Here is a 17,844-nt window from a genome sequence, read left to right as displayed (position 1 = left end):
CACGCTGAATGAGCTGGTTCCGGCGAACTTGCTGCCGAGTCTGTAAGTGCCTCATCGCCAACAGGCTGTCTTCCACACTGTGCGGAGGCCGGCCTGTTGGCGTTTCGATTTTTGCGTCGAATAAAAATAAATAAGGACGAAAAATGCAGCAGTCAGCAAAAGGTTTGAAACGCGGGCTCTCGGCCCGACACATTCGCTTCATGGCCCTGGGATCGGCAATCGGTACGGGGCTGTTCTACGGTTCTGCCTCGGCCATTCAGATGGCCGGGCCTGCGGTGCTGCTGGCTTACCTGATCGGTGGCGCGGCGGTGTTCATGGTCATGCGCGCCCTGGGCGAGATGGCGGTGCACAACCCGGTCGCCGGTTCGTTCGGGCAGTACGCCAGCACCTACCTCGGGCCCATGGCGGGCTTCATTCTCGGTTGGACCTACGCGTTCGAAATGGTCATCGTTGGTATGGCCGATGTGACGGCATTCGGCATCTACATGGGCTTCTGGTTTCCGGAAGTCCCGCGCTGGATCTGGGTGCTGGGCATTGTTTCGGTGGTCGGCGGGCTGAACCTGTGCAACGTCAAAGTCTTCGGTGAAATGGAGTTCTGGCTGTCGTTGCTCAAGGTCGCGGCCATCGTGGCGATGATCCTCGGCGGCTTCGGCATCATGCTGTTCGGCATCAGCACTGCCCCCGGCCAGACCACCGATATCAGCAACCTGTGGACCCAGGGCGGTTTCATGCCCAATGGCGTGGGCGGTCTGATCGCCTCGTTTGCCGTGGTGATGTTTGCCTTTGGCGGTATCGAGATCATCGGCGTGACTGCCGGCGAAGCCAAGGACCCGCACCGCGTGCTGCCCAAGGCGATCAACGCGGTGCCGATGCGCATCCTGCTGTTCTATGTGCTGACGATGCTGGTGCTGATGTCGATCTTCCCGTGGCAGCAGATCGGCAGCCAGGGCAGCCCGTTCGTGCAGATCTTTGATCACCTGGGGGTCAGCTCGGCGGCCACCCTTCTGAACATCGTGGTGATCTCGGCGGCGGTGTCGGCGATCAACAGCGACATCTTCGGCGCAGGCCGGATGATGTACGGCCTGGCCCAGCAAGGGCATGCACCGAAAGGCTTCGCTCGCTTGTCGTGCAATGGCGTGCCGTGGTTGACGGTGCTGGTGATGAGTTGCGCATTGTTGCTGGGCGTGTTGCTGAACTACCTGATCCCGGAAAACGTGTTCCTGCTGATCGCTTCGATTGCGACCTTCGCCACCGTGTGGGTCTGGCTGATGATTCTGTTCACCCAGGTGGCCATGCGTCGTTCCATGACCGCCGAGCAGGTGGCGCAACTGAAATTCCCGGTGCCGTTCTGGCCGTATGCGCCGATGGCGGCCATTGCCTTCATGCTGTTCGTGTTCGGCGTGCTGGGTTACTTCCCGGACACCCAGGCCGCGCTGATTGTTGGCGTGGTCTGGATCGGATTGCTGGTGCTGGCGTATCTGACGTGGGTCAAACCGGCAGCCGGGCAGGCTGCACGGGTGAGCAGCGATCAGCCGGTTTCTCAGCCTTGATCTGATCGGGGGACGCCCGGTGTCTGCGGGCGTCCTCCACACGCTTCACTTCTTCGATGATTTGCCGCCGTTGGGAATGTGCAGGTAAGACATCACGCTTTCGGTCAGTTCGGTCGCCAGTTTGACCGCTTCCTTGTTGCGCGCCATCACACCTGCGACCAGTCCTTCGATCAACGCCAGCATGGCCACGTTGGAGCTGGTCAGCACCGGGTGATCGCAAGGCGCGAACAACACATGTTCGGCAATGCCGGTGAGCGGCGAGGCCGGTGAGTCGGTGAGGGCCAGTACCGAGGCGCCGCGTTCGTTGGCGAATCGGGCCAGTTGCAGGGTGTCGAGCGAATACCGCGGCAGGGAGATCGCCAGCAACACATCCTGATCGGTGATCGCGGCCAGACGGTACGCGGCGTTCTCGTTGCCGCCCTCCATGCTGATGGCCGTGGCATCGGCGCAGAACGGCATCAGTGTCGAGGCGGCGAGGCCGGCAAAATAGACGCTGTTGCCGAACCCGAGAATGTAGATCTTGCGCGCACTGGTCAGCCGGGTCACGAAGGCTTCGAAGGCTTCGGCGTGGTTGTTGGTCGCCGCCGCGGCCAGGTTGCTGCTGGCGCTTTCAATCTGCTCATGCAGGCCAAAGGCTCCGCCCGGACGATGGGCCAGTTCGTTGCGCAGCTTGTCGACCGGCGACACCATCTGCTGCAGCGTCGCCACCAGTTCAGCGCGCATGCCCATGTAGCCACCCAGGTCCATCGCCTTGGCCAGCCGGTTGACGGCGGCCGGCGAGGTCGACGTCTCGTGGGCCATTTCCTCGATCGTCAGCGTCGCGGCTTTCAGCGGATGACGCAGGATGAAGTCAGCCACCTTGCGCAGCGACGGCGGCAGGTCGGCAACGATTTGCGCCAGTTTGCGCATGACCGGTGCGGCGTACACCGTGGAGTCTTTCGATGGGCTGGGCATATCCGGGTCAACGATTCCTGAAAGTGAGAGAAGGGCTGCGCCTGGCAAGGTTGGCTGGAGTGTATCCGAAGCCAACCGTTGCAGGGCAACGCCGGGCGTGCAGGCTTACTTCAGGCTTCCGGCGAGAAACTGCCGCAGGCGCTCGGACTGCGGATTGACCAGCACCTCACGCGGATCCCCACACTCTTCGACCAGGCCTTTGTGCAGGAACACCAGTTGATTGGAGACCTCGCGGGCGAAACCCATTTCGTGGGTCACGACCACCATGGTGCGCCCCTCCTGGGCGAGGTCCTGCATGACCTTGAGCACGTCGCCCACCAGCTCCGGGTCGAGTGCAGACGTAGGCTCGTCGAACAGCATCACCTCCGGTTCCATGGCCAGTGCACGGGCAATCGCCACGCGCTGCTGTTCGCCGCCCGACATGTGAGCCGGCCAGGCATCCTTGCGATGGGCCACGCCGACCTTGTTCAGATAATGCTCGGCCTTTTCCCGGGCCTCTTGCTTGCTCACGCCCAGCACATGCACCGGGGCTTCCATGACGTTTTCCAGGGCGCTCATGTGCGACCACAGATTGAAGTGCTGAAACACCATCGACAGCCGTGAGCGCATGCGTTGCAACTGTCGGGGTTCGGCAGCCTTCAGTCCGCCGAGTTTGTTGGCCACCAGTTTCAGCGGTTCGCCATTGAGCACGATGTTGCCGGCATTGGGCTGCTCCAGCAGGTTGATGCAGCGCAGGAAGGTACTTTTGCCCGACCCGCTGGAACCGATGATGCTGATCACGTCACCGCCCCTGGCCTGCAGGGAAACACCCTTGAGTACCTGATGGGCGCCGTAGCTTTTGTGCAGATCCTGAATTTCAAGTTTGTACATGATGTGAACTCTCTGGCATCAGTCGCTGAGCAAGCGGCCCTGGCGAATAGGGGTGAAACCGGCGACCTTGGCCAGCCACAGGCCGGGCTGGGCAAAACGCAGGCGTTCACGGGCATAGAGCACGCCGTCAGTGCAGGCACGGACGATGCTGTGGCGGTCGTTGAGCGGGTCATGCACTTCGAACAGTGGATCACCGACCTTGACCCGTGCACCCAGCGGTTGCAGGAAACTGACCACGCCCGGGTGCGGCGCACACGCGTATTGCGCGCCGGCGAACGGCATCGCTTCGCAACGACTCGACGGCGCCGGCGGCCATTCGCCGCTGATCAATCCCTGCTCGGCGAGATAGCCGAGAATCGCCTGGGCGCTGTCGGCACATGGCTCGCGTTCGGTGTCGGCCATGCCGCGCAACTCGATGGTGGTGGCTGCACATGCCAGGGGAATATTGGCTTCCGGGAACAGCTCGGTCAGGCGCAGCCAAGGCACCGCGCAAGCTTCGTCGAAAGCACTGCCGCCAGCATCCTCGGCCAGCAACGTGACCTCGGCACCCAGGCGTGCGGCCAGTGAATGCAGGCGTTCCCAGTGTTGCGGCATGGTGTAGAGCAACATCACCGACTCGAAATCGCAGTGCAGGTCCAGCACCAGGTCGGCGTCGCAGGCGTGTTGCAGCAACAGGCGACGCAGACCATCGAGTTCCGAGGTCGGTGGCGGCATGTCGGCGAGGGTGTCGATCAAGGCGCGGCGGATCAGCGCGACGTTGGCTTCGGCGTCATTGCCCAAACGGCCTTTGAGCAGTGGCGCCACGGCTTCGGCCAGCTCCGGGAAGTCGCGATTGAAGTTCTTGCCGCTGGCGAACTCGAAGCGTCCTTGATGGGTGGCCTGGAACATCTGGGCGATACCGATCGGGTTGGCCATCGGCACCAGTTCGATTACCCCGTTCAGTCGACCCTGTGCTTCCAGTTCCAGCAGGCGGCGCTTGAGCTCGACGGCCACGCGCATCCCCGGCAGCTCGTCGGCATGCAGGGAGGCCTGGATGTAAGCCTTGCGCGGGCCGGCGCCGAAACGGAACACCGACAGTGTCCGCTCGGTGCCCGAAGCGCTCCACGGCAACAGGTATTGAATCTTTTCCATGTCAGCTCCTTAGTGCTTGCGCGGTGCCAGGTAGGCCAGCCAGCGGCGCTCGGCCAGCTTGAACAGGCGCACCAGAATGAAAGTCAGGGCGAGGTAGACGAGGCCGGCAGTGATGAACGCTTCGAACGGCATGTAGAACCGCGAGCTCACCGTGCGCGCCGCGCCGGTGATGTCCACCAGGGTCACGATGGAAGCCAGGCTGGTGGTTTGCAGCATCATCAACACTTCGTTGCTGTACTGCGGCAATGCCCGGCGCAAGGCCGATGGCAGCAGGATGCGCCGGTACAGGGTCAGGCGGGACATGCCCATCGCCCGGGCGGCTTCGATCTCGCCATGGGACGTGGACTTCAGGCTGCCCGCCAGCAATTCCGCGCTATAGGCGCTGGTATTGATGGCGAACGCCAGGCAGGCACAGAACGTGGCGCTGGAAAGGTAAGGCCAGAGCACGCTTTGGCGTACCGGTTCGAACTGCGCCAGGCCGTAATAGATCAGGAACAGTTGCACCAGCATCGGCGTGCCGCGAATCACATAGGTGTAGAGCCACGCCGGGAAGCTGAGCAGCAGCGAGCGCGACACCCGCATCAACGCCAGCGGTATCGCCAGCACCAGCCCCAGGCTCAGGGAAATGAGCAGGACCTTGAGGGTCAACAAGGCGCCGTCGAAATACAGCGGCAGGTTTTCCAGGATCAGGTTGTAGTCGAGGATCATCGGCAGGTTCTCCTCACAACTCGGCGGCTTTGATGCCGACCGAATAGTGTTTTTCCAGACCGCGCAGCACCAGCAGCGACAGGCTGGTGAGCATCAGGTACAGCGCCGCTACCGCGATGAAAAACGTGAACGGCTCGTGGGTGGCATCGGCGGCGTTCTTGGCCTTGAACATCATGTCCTGCAGGCCGATAACCGAAATCAGCGCGGTGGATTTGGTCAGCACCAGCCAGTTGTTGGTGAATCCCGGAATGGCGAAGCGAATCATCTGCGGCACCAGAATCCGCCAGAACACTTGCGTGCCGCGCATGCCGTAGGCCGCGCCGGCTTCAGCCTGGCCCTTGGGGATTGCCATGAAGGCGCCGCGAAAGGTTTCCGAGAGGTAGGCACCAAAAATGAAGCCCATGGTGCAGACGCCGGCGATGAACGGATTTATGTCGATGTAGCGGGTGTAACCGCACGCCAGTGCGATGCGGTTCACCAGATCCTGGCCGCCATAGAAGATCAGCAGGATCAGCACCAGATCGGGAATGCCGCGAATCAGGGTGGTGTAACCCTCTCCGAGCATGGCCAGCCATTTGAGCGGTGACAGGCGAAACGCCGCACCGATCAGGCCCAGGGCAATGGCCAGCGACATGGAGGTCAGGGTCAGATTGATGGTCAGCCAGGCACCATCGAGAATGCTCGATCCGTAGCCGTGGAGCATGATGAAGTTCCTCAAGCGTGCGCCGCAGGGCGCACCAGACAAGGCCGAAGGGCGCCGGCAACGGGCCGACGCGGGGCAGAGGTGACGGTTTATTCGCCGTAGATATCGAACGCGAAATACTTGGCCATCACCTGCTGGTATTTACCGTTGGCACGGATGGCGTCGATGGCCGCGTTCAGGCGTGTGGCGTTGGCGATGTCACCCTTGCGCACTGCAATCCCGGCACCACGGCCGAAGTATTTCGGGTCGTTGATGTCCGGCCCGGTCAGTGCAAAGCCTTGTCCGGCCGGGGTCTTGATGAAGCTTTCGTCGGTGTTGACGATGTCGGCGAGGGTGGCGTCCAGGCGACCGGAGGCAAGGTCGAGGAACGCTTCGTTCTGCGAGCCGTAACGCACCACGACGACCCCGGCCTTTTCCAGTTGCTCGGTGGCGAACCGGTCATAGGTCGAGGAGCGCTGCACGCCAAGTTTCTTGCCCTTGAGATCTACCGTCGGATCGTTGATCACGTTGCCGGCCTTCATCGCGAACTTGCCCGGCGTGTGGTAGTACTTTTTGCTGAAATCGACCGACTTCATCCGGTCTTCGGTGATCGACATCGACGACAGCACGGCGTCGATCTTGCGCACCTTGAGCGACGGAATCATGCCGTCGAACTCCTGAACGACCCACTCGCACTTGACCTTCATCTCTTCGCACAGAGCATTGCCGATGTCGTAATCGAAGCCGCTGACATTGCCTTCCGGCGTCTTGAAGGAGAAGGGTGGATAGGCGGCCTCGATACCGATGCGCAGGCTGTCTTCATCGGCCTGGGCCATGAAGCTGAATGCGCACAGTACCAAAGCACCTAGAAGTTCTGTCTTGTTCATGTTGTCGACTCCTGGGAGGGCGTTAGGGAAACAGGTGCCCGCCATCCTGAGTGGCGCGCTGGATCATTCCTGTGATCGGCGAGGCTATAAATGACACGAAATAAATCATTCATCAAGATAAGTGAAAATAAAAATATCAATTCTGGATCGGCGGTCGTTCGTCCATGCCCGATAAGCTCCGGGGGCTGCCTATAATGCGAGGCGGTTTTTATCCACGTCGGGGACTCCATGGATCGCTTCCAGGAAATGCAGGTTTTCGCAGCCGTTGCTCAAGAACAGGGCTTTTCCGCTGCCGCGCGGCGTCTGGGTCTGTCGGCTGCCAGCGTCACCCGGGCGGTGGCGGCGCTGGAGCAGCGGATCGGTACGCAATTGCTGATTCGCACCACCCGCAGCGTGCATCTGAGCGAGGCAGGCCAGCGTTACCTGGAAGACTGTCGGAGGATTCTTGCCGAAGTGCAGGAAGCGGAAGACTCCGCTGCCGGCAGCCATACCCAGCCCCGTGGGCAACTGACGGTGACCGCGCCGGTGTTGTTCGGCGAGCTGTATGTCACACCGGTGATGGCGGGTTATCTGACGCAGTATCCGGACGTTTCCATCAACGCCCTGCTGCTGGACCGCGTGGTGAGCATGGTCGAGGAGGGCGTCGATGTGGCGATCCGCATCGGTGATCTACCGGACAGCAACCAGCATGCGATCCGGGTCGGCGAAGTGCGTCGGGTGATCTGTGGTTCGCCGGGATATTTTGCCGTTCACGGGCGACCCACTCATCCACAGGCGTTGGCCGGCGCGCCGGTGGTGGCGACATCGGCCATCGGCCAGTTGCGCAACTGGCCGTTTCTGGAGGACGGTGAGGCCTTGAGCATCAGGCCCGAACCGAGATTGGTCGTCACCGGCAATCAGGCAGCAATTACCGCCGCCTGTCTCGGGCTCGGGTTGACCCGGGTGCTGTCTTATCAGGTTGCCGGCAAGATCGCTTCCGGTGAACTGGAAATCGTCCTCGCCGAGTACGAATTGCCGCCGCTGCCCATCCATGTGGTGTATCAGGGCGGACGCAAGGCGCCGGCCCGGGTGCGCAGTTTTGTCGATTACACGGTGAACGCCTTGCGTGAGCATCCGGCCCTGAAAAATGCGGCGTTATTTCACCCAGAGAAATAATGGATTGCGTTTGCTGGTGATTCTGTTGTTTTCGCGATAGGGAGAAGATGGCGGCCACGGTTGTCGCCCATCCCGGGCGGCCCCATCGTCCAGCGGAGTCGACCATGCAAGCGATCAAACTCTATAACTTCCCGCGTTCCGGCCATGCCCACCGGGTCGAGCTGATGCTGTCCCTGCTGCAATTGCCGACCGAACTGATTTTCGTCGATCTGGCCAAAGGTGAGCACAAGCAGCCCGAGTTCCTGGCGATCAACAGCTTTGGGCAAGTGCCGGCCATCGACGACAACGGCGTGGTGCTGGCCGACTCCAACGCGATTCTGGTGTATCTGGCGCAGAAGTACGGCAACGGTCGCTGGCTGCCGAGCGACCCGGTCGGTGCGGCGCGGGTCCAGCGCTGGCTGTCGGCGGCGGCCGGGCCGATTGCCTTTGGCCCGGCGGCGGCGCGATTGATCACGGTGTTCGGGGCAAAATTCAATGCTGAAGAAGTGATAACCCGTGCGCACAACCTGCTCAAGGTGATGGATCTGGAGCTGGGCAAAACCCCGTATCTGGTGGGTTGCGAGCCGACCATCGCCGACGTTTCGGCCTACAGCTACATCGCCCATGCGCCGGAAGGCAATGTGTCGCTGGACGACTACGGCAACGTCCGCGCCTGGCTGGCGCGCATCGAAGCGTTGCCGGGTTTCGTCGCGATGCCGCGCACCGTCGCCGGTCTTCAAGCCACTGCTTGAGTCTCGTCATCCAGACTGCGCCGCTGGCGTGGGGGAGAGGTCGTCATGGAACGTTCACCCTGGCACGCCGGCGAACGGCAACTGCAAGCGCAGGTGGGTGTCGCCGAGCGCATGGAGGAATTCGGTCGCAAGGTGATTCGCACCTGGATGCCGGATCAGCACCGTCAGTTTTATCAGCAATTGCCGTTCATGCTGTTCGGCGCGGTGGATGCCGATGGCCGTCCCTGGGCCAGTGTGCTGGAGGGCGAGCCGGGCTTCGCGCATTCTCCCGAGCCGACGCAATTGCACTTCGACAGCCTGCCCGCCCTTGATGACCCGGCGCAGTTACAGGCCGGCGCGGCCATCGGCCTGCTCGGCATCGAGCTGCATACCCGTCGGCGTAACCGGCTCAACGGCCACATCGGCAATCTCGGTGCGGGCGGATTCGATCTGACGGTGGATCAATCGTTCGGCAACTGCCCGCAGTACATTCAATTGCGCCAGTTCCAGCGGGTGCCGCTGACGGATCCCCAGACCCGGCCAGCCGAGCATTTCGACGGGCTCGATGCCGCGGCGGTCGCCGTGATCGAAACGGCGGACACTTTCTTTGTCGCCAGCTACGTCGATGTCGACGGTGAGCGTTCGGTGGATGTTTCTCACCGTGGCGGCCAGCCCGGCTTCGTGCGGGTGGAGGGCAATCGCCTGACCATCCCGGATTTTGCCGGCAACTTGCACTTCAACACTCTCGGTAATCTGTTGCTCAATCCCCGGGCCGGCTTGCTGTTCATCGACTTTTCCACAGGCGACCTGTTACAGCTCAGTGGCCGCACCGAGGTCATTCTCGACGGGCCGCAAATCGCAGCCTTCCAGGGCGCCGAACGGCTGTGGACCTTCGAGGTGGAAAAAGCGGTGCGGCGCCCGGCGGCGCTGGCCTTGCGCTGGCGCTTCGACGGTATGTCGCCGACCAGTCTGTTGACCGGCACCTGGGCCCAGGCCGATGCACGTTTGCAGGCTCAGGCTTTGGGTGACAGCTGGCGGCCTCTGCGGGTGACACGGATCGAGGCGCAGAGCCGGTACATTCGGTCGTTCTACCTCGAACCCGTGGACGGCGCCGGTCTGCCGGTGTTTCAGGCCGGTCAGCATCTGCCGCTGCGTTTCACCCTCGATGGCGAGGTGTACATCCGCACTTACAGTCTGTCGGGTGCGCCGTCGGACGACTTCTTCCGGATCAGCGTGAAGCGTGAAGGGCGGATATCGACGTTTCTTCACGATCAGGTGCGCGTTGGTGATGTGCTGGAGGCACGGTCGCCTCAGGGGCATTTCACCGTGGCTCCGCAGGAGCGTCGGCCCTTGGTGTTGCTGGCTGCCGGGGTCGGGATCACGCCGTTGCTGTCGATGCTGCGTGAGGTGGTGTATCAGGGCCGGCGCACCCGGCGGATTCGTCCGACCTGGCTGGTCCAGAGTTCCCGCAGCCTTGCCGATCAGCCGTTTCGCGCAGAACTGGACCGCTTGCTGGAGGACGCGGGCGATGCGGTGTGGGTGTTGCGCCTGCTCAGTCAACCGGAGCCCGATCTGGTGGAGGGTGAGGACTACGACCTGCACGGGCGCATCGATGGCGCCTTGCTGAGGAATCTTGTCGACGAGTTTGATCAGGTGGACTTCGTGCTCTGCGGCCCCGGCGGATTTACCCAGGGCCTTTACGACAGCCTGCGTGAACTGGATGTGCGCGATGACCAGATCCACGCCGAAACCTTCGGCCCTTCGACCCTCAAGCGCCAGACCGATCCGGATGCCATCGTGATCGAACAATTGCCGGCCGCTACGACTTCGGTGCCGGTGGTCTTCGAGCGTTCGGCCAAGGAAGCACGGTGGCAGCCTGACGGTGGCAGTCTGCTGGAGTTGGCCGAGAGCCGTGGCCTGCGTCCTGAATTCAGCTGTCGCGGAGGTTCATGCGGCACCTGCAAGACGCGGCTGATCAGCGGCGCGGTGAATTATCCACAGCCTCCGGCCGAAGTGCCGGAGGAAGGGCAGGTGCTGATTTGCTGCGCGGTACCGGCACAAAGTGCCCAGCCGCTGGTGCTGGATCTGTAGAGGATCAGGCGTAGGACAGCGCCTTTTCCTCCAGCAGTTCCTGATACAGCTCGGTCCACTTGCGGCCCATTTCATCCGCTGTGAATAACTGCCGGTAACGGGCCTCGGCCTTGAGGCCCATTTCGGCTGCGCGGGTCGGGTTTTCCCACAGGGTGCGCATCGCTTCGCGAAAGGCCTGTGGATGACTTGGCGGCACCACCAGTCCGGTTTCGTTGTGGATATTGATGTAACTGGTACCGGTGCCGATCTCGCTGGAGATCATCGGCTTGCCGTACATCGCGCCTTCCAGCAGGGAAATGCCGAACGCCTCCGAACGCAGGTGCGACGGGAAAACAATGGCGTAGCTCAGTTGCAACAGGGCGACCTTGTCCTCATCGCTCAGGCGTCCGAGGAAGTGGATATTGCGCAGCCCCAGCGCAGCGGCCTGGGCGTGCAATTCCTGCTCCAGCGGCCCGGCACCGACGATCACCACCGGATAATCCACGTCTTTCAGGGCATCGAGCAGAATGTGCAGGCCCTTGTAATAGCGCATCACTCCGACGAACAGGAAAAACTTGTCCCCAAGCTGCTGGCGCCAGCGGTTCAGGCGCTCGGCGTCAGGCTGTGGATAACCGGTCTTGTTCAGGCCGTAAGGAATCACACGGGTCTTGTCCTGGAACTGCTGCAACACATCGCTGGTGTGCAGGTAGTTCGGCGATGCCGCGACAATCCGGTCGGCGCTGGAGAGAAAGCGGTTCATCAACGGGCGATAAAGCTTGAGCAGGTGCTTCTGGCGAATGATGTCCGAGTGGTAGGTCACCACACTCGGTTTGTTCAGGCCGCTGGCGAAATGCACCAGGTCCATGAACGGCCACGGGAAGTGATAGTTGATCACGTCGGCTTCGGCGGCCAGCTCGCGAAATCGTTTGAACACGCTCCAGGAAAAACCGGTGGAAGCGAACTGGATATCCAGTCTGGCCCGATGCACTTCGTGCTGGCCCAGTTGCAACACCGCAGGCTCGGGATTGGCGCTGAGGGTCAGCACCTGACCTTCGATGCCGTGCTGGGCGCCGCTTTCGCAAAGCTGGAAGATCACCTGTTCAATGCCGCCGACCGAATCAGGCAGGTACGTCTTGAAAAAATGAAGGACTCGCATTCAACCTCCCATGGCCTGGTGGTAGGCGCCGGCCGTGGCCTGCGCGCAACGCTTCCAGGAAAACCGCCGTGCCTGCTGCAATCCGGCTTCTCGGCATGCCTGCCAATGCGCTTGATCGTCGATCAGGCGACTCAGCGCATTGCGCAAGCCGTCTGCGTCGTCAGCCTCAATGTAGTTACCGGCAGCCCCTGCGACTTCCGGCATTGCGGAAGAGCGGGTGACCACCACTGGCGTGCCGCTGGCCATCGCTTCCAGCACCGGCAGGCCAAAACCTTCATACAACGAAGGAAAAACCAGCGCCCGGGCGCCGGCCAGCAATTGTGCGACCTGCTCATCCGGCAGGTAGCCGAGCAGGCACACATGACCGCTGGCCAGCGCCTCGCGCAATGGGTCACTGAACTGTTCGCGCTGCCAGCCGGCCATGCCGACGATCAGCAACGGGAAGCGCTGACGCACGGCTTCGGGCAATAGCGCGTGGGCGCGCAAGGCCAGGCTCAGGTTCTTGCGTGGCTCCAGCGTGCCGACACACAGGAAATACTCCCGCGGCTTCACGGCATGGGCCTTGAGCACGGCGTCGATGGTGTGCGGCTCACGCGGATGAAAGCGTTCGGCAACACCCAAAGGCGCCACCACGAAGCGCTCGGCGGGCAATCCGAAATAGCGTCGGGCCTCGTCAGCGATGGCCTGCGAGTCGGTCAGAATCACCTGCGCCCGCTGGATGCCGTCGGCCAGCCGCCGCTCGATTTCCCCGAGGCGCGCCGCTGGCTGGGTCTCGGGGAAATGCAAGTGCGTGAGGTCGTGCAGGGTGATCACGGTCGGACCGTCGAAGGCCAGCGGCCACAGGCTCGGTTCGTGGTACAGATCGACGGGATGGGCGGGGCCCTGATCGAAGCGTTTCTGCTCCAGCCAGCGTCGCGCCTGATAGGCGCCGGGGATCTTGCGCAGTATCGGGGTCAGGCGCGAGTAACCGGGCATCGCCGCTTCCGGCAACCGGGCACTCCAGCCCCAGCCGTGGAACAGCGCCACGTCGATATCGGTTTCGGTGTGCAGGGCATTGACCAGTTCGGCGACGTAATGGCCGATCCCGGTGCGCGGCGCCTGGAGAATCCGTGCGTTAAGGGCTATGCGCATGGGACCTCGCTTGCGTCGCAGGCGCCAGCACATGGCGTGCGGTGCGTTCGGCCAGTTGCTGACTGGCTTCGCGCCAACCGATCCATTGCCAGTCGGTCACATCGCGGGCGGCAGGGAATTGGCCGCTGCGTTCGAAGGCGGTTACCAGGTCGGCAAGGCGTTGTGGATCGTGCAAGTCGAAGTAGGCCATGAATTCGCCGCCAATCTCGCGGAACACTGCGATGTCGCTACCCATGGCCGGCAATCCGCGTTGCATGGCTTCCACCAGCGGCAGGCCGAAGCCTTCGACGAACGATGGAAAAACCAGTGCGCTGGAATGGGCATACGCGTATTCCAGGCTGTTGTCGCTCAGGTCGTTGAACATGAAAAGGCGCCGGTTCAGTTCGGCGTGGTTGCGTACCCGGGCAAGCAGGGCATCGCACTTCCAGCCTACACGCCCGGCGATGCACAGGCGTGCCTGCGAACCGCCTGCCCAGGCACGTTCGAAGGCATCCAGCAAGTAGTCGTGGTTCTTGCGTGGTTCGATGGTGCTGACCATCAGGAACACGGGCTCCGGCGTTGTGAACACACGCTCCAGTTGCGGTTCGACGGCGGCATCGACGCTCTGCAGATCCAGCTCCGATCCCAGGTGGAAATAGTCGAACCAGCGCTTTTCGACTTGTGCCGGACCGAGACGGCGCTGAACCTCTTCGCGCACCTGGTCGCGCACAGTGGCGGAAATCGCCAGATAGCCGTCGGCGGTACGGGTGATCCAGTCGAACCATTCGCTGAAAACCTGCACCAGCCGTGTGTCGTAAAACTGCGGGTGGGTCAGGGGGATCAGGTCGTAGATCACCGCGACAATACCCACGCCCTGCTGTTTCAGGCGCTCGGCATGCAGGAAAAAGTCCGAGTGCCAGGACGAATCCAGCAACACCAGTTGGTCCCCGGACCGGTGTTCCAGTGGCTCGCAGCGTTTGGGCAACTGATGGCGATTGACTCGCTCGATCAGGCGCAGGGGGATACCGAACAGACCGAATGAGCCCAGCCGATAGCCGACGTACAGGATCCGTCGTGCCGTTTTGTTCCGGCAACGACTGTCCAGATGCTGATGCAGTTGCCAGAAGCGATGGGCCAGCCGTTCCAGACGTTCGCCAAACGTGACGACGGCATTGAACAGGGGAGCATTCAGCGGCGCCAGGCGTTTCACGCGGTACAGCTTGCCCTTGAGCAAGACCACCGGCACGCACTCGATGCCTTCAGCGCTCGGTGGCAGTTGCTTGATGACGTTGCGCACCACCCGCTGAATGCCCGAATTGACTTTCGGGTGTTTGAACACGTGGGTGCATTCGACCAGCAGGCGAGTCATGGCGCGCGCTCGGTCAATGCAGCGACGGGGTGGCGGGTGACCGAGGCCTTGGCGTCGAGCCATGAGCAACCGACGAAGTCTTCATGCCGGTTGTTGATCACATGGAATACCAGGCCATAGTCGCGCCACTCGAAGTTGCGATCCAGATGGGAGTCCAGGCGCGACAGACTCAGGGATACCGAGTAGTTGCCCTTGCCCAGGCCCATCACGAAGGCAAAGCGGTAGGTCACGCGTTCACCGGCATGCAGGTCCGTCAGCGCCTTGTCCAGGCGATGGGTATTGATGCCATACATCATCTGGCCCAGGCGGTCCTTGAGAATGAAGCCGAGTACCAGCCGTTCGATGTCGCGGCGTACCTCGACCTGTACTTCCAGCACCACCGGCTGGCCGACCTCGGCAGCATCGATGGAGCGATTCTGTTCATCGAGCAGGCGCACTTCGAGAATGGCGGCTTCACCGGTACCGGACACGGTCCGCGTCACGCCGCCTGCGAGTTTTTCCTGACGCACGACCTGACCTTCTCGCTCGGCCATCAGCGCGTTGTAATAATCGAGCACGGCTTCCGGTTTGTCGTACATGGCCATGTGGCCATCCTTGAGCAGGATGGCCGAATCGCAAATCGACTGGATCGCGAAGCGGTCGTGGGACACGATCAGCAACGTCGTGCCCGCCTTGCGGAAGCTGCGGATGCGTTCGAAGCTCTTGTGCTGGAAGTAGGCGTCACCGACCGACAGCGCTTCGTCGACGATCAGGATGTCCGGTCGCCGCGCGGTGGCGACGCTGAAGGCCAGGCGCATTTGCATGCCGCTGGAGTAGGTGCGGACCGGGTGATCGATGGCCTCGCCGATTTCTGCAAAACGTTCGATGTCGGGCATCAACGCTTCGATTTCGTCGACCTGCAGCCCCAGCAGCTGCCCGGCCATGACGGCATTCTGGCGGCCGGTGAAGTCCGGGTGGAAACCCATGCCCAGCTCCAGCAATGCGGCGACGCGGCCTTCAGTCTCGATCTTGCCGCAGGTGGGGTGAGTGGTTCCCGTGATCATCTTGAGCAAGGTGCTTTTACCCGCACCGTTGGCACCGACGATGCCCACCGACTCGCCGGCTGCAATCTCGAACGCCACATCCTGCAGTACCCAGTGCTGGTGGTGGCGCAGAGGGGAAAACGGGATCAGCCATTCGGCCAGGCGGCTCCAGCGGGTCGGGTACTGCTTGTAGGCCTTGCCCAGGCCGGTTACACGAATATGCCCCATCAGAGTTCATCCACCATTTCACCGACACGCCGGCGAAACAGCCGCAGGCCGATCAGGCACGTCAACAGCGCAACGATGAACGTGGGCAGTAGCGAACTCCACACAGGCCAGTGTCCATACAGGAACAGGTTCTGATAGCTGCCGATCAGGTTGGTCATCGGGTTGAGTTGAAGCAGGCGCTGTACCCACTCCGGCAGGATGCTCACCGGGTACACGATCGGGGTCAACCAGAACCAGAACTGCAGGCAGATGGCGAAGAGCTGGCCGACGTCGCGAAAGAACACATTCAACACGCCGAGAATCATGCCGAGCCCGGCGCAGAACATCATTTGCAGTGCAGTCAGGGGAATCAGCGCCAGCAGCGCCATGCCCGGCCAGCGTCCGGTAATCAGCAGAAATCCGAGGAACAGGCCGATGATGATTGCAAAGTTGATCGCCGCGTTGCAGAGCACAATCACCGGCAGGCAGATTCTGGGGAAGCTGATTTTCTTCAACAGATTGGCGTTGTCCAGAAACATGGTCTGGCTGCGCAGGGTGATTTCAGAAAACAGTCCCCAGGCCAGCAGACCGGCGCATAGGTAGACACTGTAGGCCATGCTGTCGTCCACGCCCGGCAAGCGGGCGCGCATGATGTGGGAAAAGATCACGGTATAAACGATGATCATCGACAGCGGGTTGAACACGGGCCACAGAGCGCCGAGCAGCGAGTTGCGGTAGCGCGATTGAAACTCTCGCTGCACGCTGCCGAGAATGAAACCCCGGTAGTCATGCAGCGAGCGATACAGGGAAAGCAGCATTTAAACCGTCCTGCCGTACTGGTCTTCGAAGCGGACGATGTCGTCCTCTCCCAGGTATTCGCCACTTTGCACTTCGATGATCACCAGGTCGATCACGCCGGGGTTTTCCAGACGATGCTTGTGACCGGCGGCAATGAATGTCGATTCGTTCTTGGCCACCAGTGTGGTGCCACTGCCGTTGTTGGTGACCTTGGCCATGCCTTCGACCACCACCCAGTGTTCGTTGCGGTGATGGTGCATCTGCAACGACAACTTGCCGCCAGGCTTGACCACGATGCGCTTGATCTTGAAGCGTGGGCCTTCCTCGAGCACGGTGTAAGTGCCCCACGGACGGCTGACGGTGCGATGCAGGCGATAGGCTTCGTGGGATTTGTCCTTGAGCTGCTTGGCCACCCGCCGCACGTCCTGGGCGCGATCGGCGTGGGCCACCAGTACGGCGTCGGCGGTATCGATGACGATCAGGTCCTCCACGCCCACGGCGGCTAGCAATCGGCCTTCGCTCTGGACGAAATTGTTGCGGCTGTCGATGAAGATCGCCTCACCGCTGGCGCGGTTGTTGTCGGCGTCGGCCGGCACCAGCGCGGCGACCGCGCCCCACGAACCGATGTCGCTCCAGTCGAAACCGGCGGGCACGACCGCGACTTTTTCCGAGCGCTCCATCAGTGCGTAATCAATGGAAATGTCGGTGATTTCGGCGAACAGTTGTGGCGAGAGTTCCTGTTGCAGGCAGCCGGCGGTTTCCACCGGTTCGCTGGCGGCCATGCAGGCGCGGGTCTGTTCCAGCAGCTCGGGGGCGTGCCGTTCCAGCTCGGCGATCAGGGTCGCAGTGGAGAAGCAGAACATCCCCGAGTTCCACAGGAAATTGCCGCTTTCCAGGTAACCGGTGGCGGTCTGCAGGTCGGGTTTTTCCACGAAGCGCTGCACCTTGGCTGCGCCCCTGGCATCCAGTGGCGCGCCGGTCTCGATGTAGCCGAAGCCGGTTTCCGGGGCGGTCGGCACTACGCCGAAGGTCACCAGATAACCGTCCTTCGCCAGATTGACCGCATGTTCGACGGCACCCTTGAGCGCCTCTTCGTTGACGATCAGGTGGTCGGCGGGCATCACCACCATGATCGCTGCATCACCGTGCAGCGCCTGCAGCGACAGCGCTGCTGCCGCAATGGCCGGGGCGGTGTTGCGTCCGGTGGGCTCGAGCAGAAAGTGCCCGCGATGTCGGGACAGGCGCGCGGCCTGATAGTGATCCTTGCTCTGGAAGTAGTACTCGCGGTTGGTCACCGTGACGATGTCGCCCCAGCCGTCCAGCAGCGTGGCGGCCCGCCGGTAAGTCTTGCCCAGCAGCGACTGGCCGTCGGGCAGGGTCATGAACGGCTTGGGATGGCCTTCGCGGGATACCGGCCACAAACGGGTGCCGGCACCGCCGGACAGAATCACGGGGATCAGCATGG

Annotated in this window: 16 protein-coding genes; 4 read left to right on the top strand and 12 right to left on the bottom strand. The window is 62.1% G+C overall.

The features are described 5' to 3' along the window. The first annotated feature begins 143 nt into the window (after positions 1–143). On the top strand, positions 144–1,550 hold the full coding sequence (locus tag ACK6BI_RS18830) for an amino acid permease (protein ID WP_409318230.1): 1,407 nt from the start codon (positions 144–146) through the stop codon (positions 1,548–1,550). A gap of 45 nt (positions 1,551–1,595) precedes the next feature. On the opposite strand, the gene ACK6BI_RS18825 is transcribed toward ACK6BI_RS18830, so the two are convergent. The 6 genes from ACK6BI_RS18825 to ACK6BI_RS18800 form a co-directional block, all read right to left on the bottom strand. Next, on the bottom strand, positions 1,596–2,504 hold the full coding sequence (locus tag ACK6BI_RS18825; RefSeq protein ID WP_409318229.1) for a MurR/RpiR family transcriptional regulator: 909 nt from the start codon (positions 2,502–2,504) through the stop codon (positions 1,596–1,598). Between the two features lie 105 nt (positions 2,505–2,609). After that, on the bottom strand, positions 2,610–3,374 hold the full coding sequence (locus tag ACK6BI_RS18820; protein WP_409318228.1) for an ABC transporter ATP-binding protein: 765 nt from the start codon (positions 3,372–3,374) through the stop codon (positions 2,610–2,612). An 18-nt stretch (positions 3,375–3,392) separates the two neighbouring features. Then, positions 3,393–4,505, bottom strand: a complete 1,113-nt coding sequence (locus tag ACK6BI_RS18815) for a succinylglutamate desuccinylase/aspartoacylase family protein (RefSeq protein WP_409318227.1) — start codon at positions 4,503–4,505, stop codon at positions 3,393–3,395. A gap of 9 nt (positions 4,506–4,514) precedes the next feature. Then, on the bottom strand, positions 4,515–5,213 hold the full coding sequence (locus ACK6BI_RS18810) for an ABC transporter permease (RefSeq protein ID WP_409318226.1): 699 nt from the start codon (positions 5,211–5,213) through the stop codon (positions 4,515–4,517). Positions 5,214–5,226: 13 nt separating this feature from the next. After that, a complete protein-coding gene (locus tag ACK6BI_RS18805; RefSeq protein ID WP_409318225.1) occupies positions 5,227–5,916 on the bottom strand; it encodes an ABC transporter permease in 690 nt (229 codons plus the stop codon). Positions 5,917–6,005: 89 nt separating this feature from the next. After that, entirely contained in the window at positions 6,006–6,782 is a 777-nt protein-coding gene (locus ACK6BI_RS18800) for an ABC transporter substrate-binding protein (RefSeq protein WP_409318224.1), read from the bottom strand. A 228-nt stretch (positions 6,783–7,010) separates the two neighbouring features. Between ACK6BI_RS18800 and ACK6BI_RS18795 the strand changes: the two genes are divergently transcribed. The 3 genes from ACK6BI_RS18795 to ACK6BI_RS18785 all read left to right on the top strand — a co-directional run bounded on the left by ACK6BI_RS18795 (position 7,011) and on the right by ACK6BI_RS18785 (position 10,738). Then, on the top strand, positions 7,011–7,937 hold the full coding sequence (locus ACK6BI_RS18795) for a LysR family transcriptional regulator (protein WP_409318223.1): 927 nt from the start codon (positions 7,011–7,013) through the stop codon (positions 7,935–7,937). A 104-nt stretch (positions 7,938–8,041) separates the two neighbouring features. Then, the gene (locus ACK6BI_RS18790) at positions 8,042–8,668 is read left to right on the top strand and encodes a glutathione S-transferase family protein (RefSeq protein ID WP_409318222.1); all 627 of its coding nucleotides are present in this window, start codon (positions 8,042–8,044) and stop codon (positions 8,666–8,668) included. A 45-nt stretch (positions 8,669–8,713) separates the two neighbouring features. Continuing rightward, the gene (locus ACK6BI_RS18785; RefSeq protein ID WP_409318221.1) at positions 8,714–10,738 is read left to right on the top strand and encodes a pyridoxamine 5'-phosphate oxidase family protein; all 2,025 of its coding nucleotides are present in this window, start codon (positions 8,714–8,716) and stop codon (positions 10,736–10,738) included. Positions 10,739–10,742: 4 nt separating this feature from the next. On the opposite strand, the gene ACK6BI_RS18780 is transcribed toward ACK6BI_RS18785, so the two are convergent. Genes ACK6BI_RS18780 through ACK6BI_RS18755 form a run of 6 tightly spaced genes read right to left on the bottom strand, consistent with a single transcriptional unit; the run spans position 10,743 to position 17,842 of the window. Continuing rightward, complete coding sequence (locus tag ACK6BI_RS18780; protein ID WP_409318220.1) at positions 10,743–11,873, bottom strand: glycosyltransferase family 4 protein; 1,131 nt, start codon at positions 11,871–11,873, stop codon at positions 10,743–10,745. Then, positions 11,874–13,004 (bottom strand): glycosyltransferase family 4 protein, encoded by a 1,131-nt coding sequence (locus tag ACK6BI_RS18775; RefSeq protein WP_409318219.1) that lies wholly within the window; start codon positions 13,002–13,004, stop codon positions 11,874–11,876. Beyond that, positions 12,988–14,352: a glycosyltransferase family 4 protein gene (locus ACK6BI_RS18770; RefSeq protein WP_409318218.1), complete on the bottom strand. Its 1,365-nt coding sequence runs from the start codon at positions 14,350–14,352 to the stop codon at positions 12,988–12,990. The genes ACK6BI_RS18775 and ACK6BI_RS18770 overlap by 17 nt, the downstream gene beginning before the upstream one ends. After that, positions 14,349–15,602 carry an ABC transporter ATP-binding protein gene (locus ACK6BI_RS18765; protein ID WP_409318217.1) on the bottom strand — a complete coding sequence of 418 codons (1,254 nt, stop codon included), beginning with the start codon at positions 15,600–15,602 and terminating at the stop codon, positions 14,349–14,351. Before ACK6BI_RS18765 ends, ACK6BI_RS18770 begins: the two co-directional genes overlap by 4 nt. Beyond that, positions 15,602–16,399, bottom strand: a complete 798-nt coding sequence (locus ACK6BI_RS18760) for an ABC transporter permease (protein WP_409318216.1) — start codon at positions 16,397–16,399, stop codon at positions 15,602–15,604. Before ACK6BI_RS18760 ends, ACK6BI_RS18765 begins: the two co-directional genes overlap by 1 nt. Further along, a complete protein-coding gene (locus ACK6BI_RS18755; RefSeq protein ID WP_409318215.1) occupies positions 16,400–17,842 on the bottom strand; it encodes a mannose-1-phosphate guanylyltransferase/mannose-6-phosphate isomerase in 1,443 nt (480 codons plus the stop codon). Positions 17,843–17,844 lie beyond the last annotated feature (2 nt).

Origin of the sequence: Pseudomonas sp. KCJK9016 (assembly GCF_046231795.1) — a bacterium.
Taxonomy (GTDB): domain Bacteria; phylum Pseudomonadota; class Gammaproteobacteria; order Pseudomonadales; family Pseudomonadaceae; genus Aquipseudomonas; species Aquipseudomonas bananamidigenes.
Note: the sequence above shows the minus strand (reverse complement) of the source record. Positions and strands in the feature narration are given on the sequence as shown.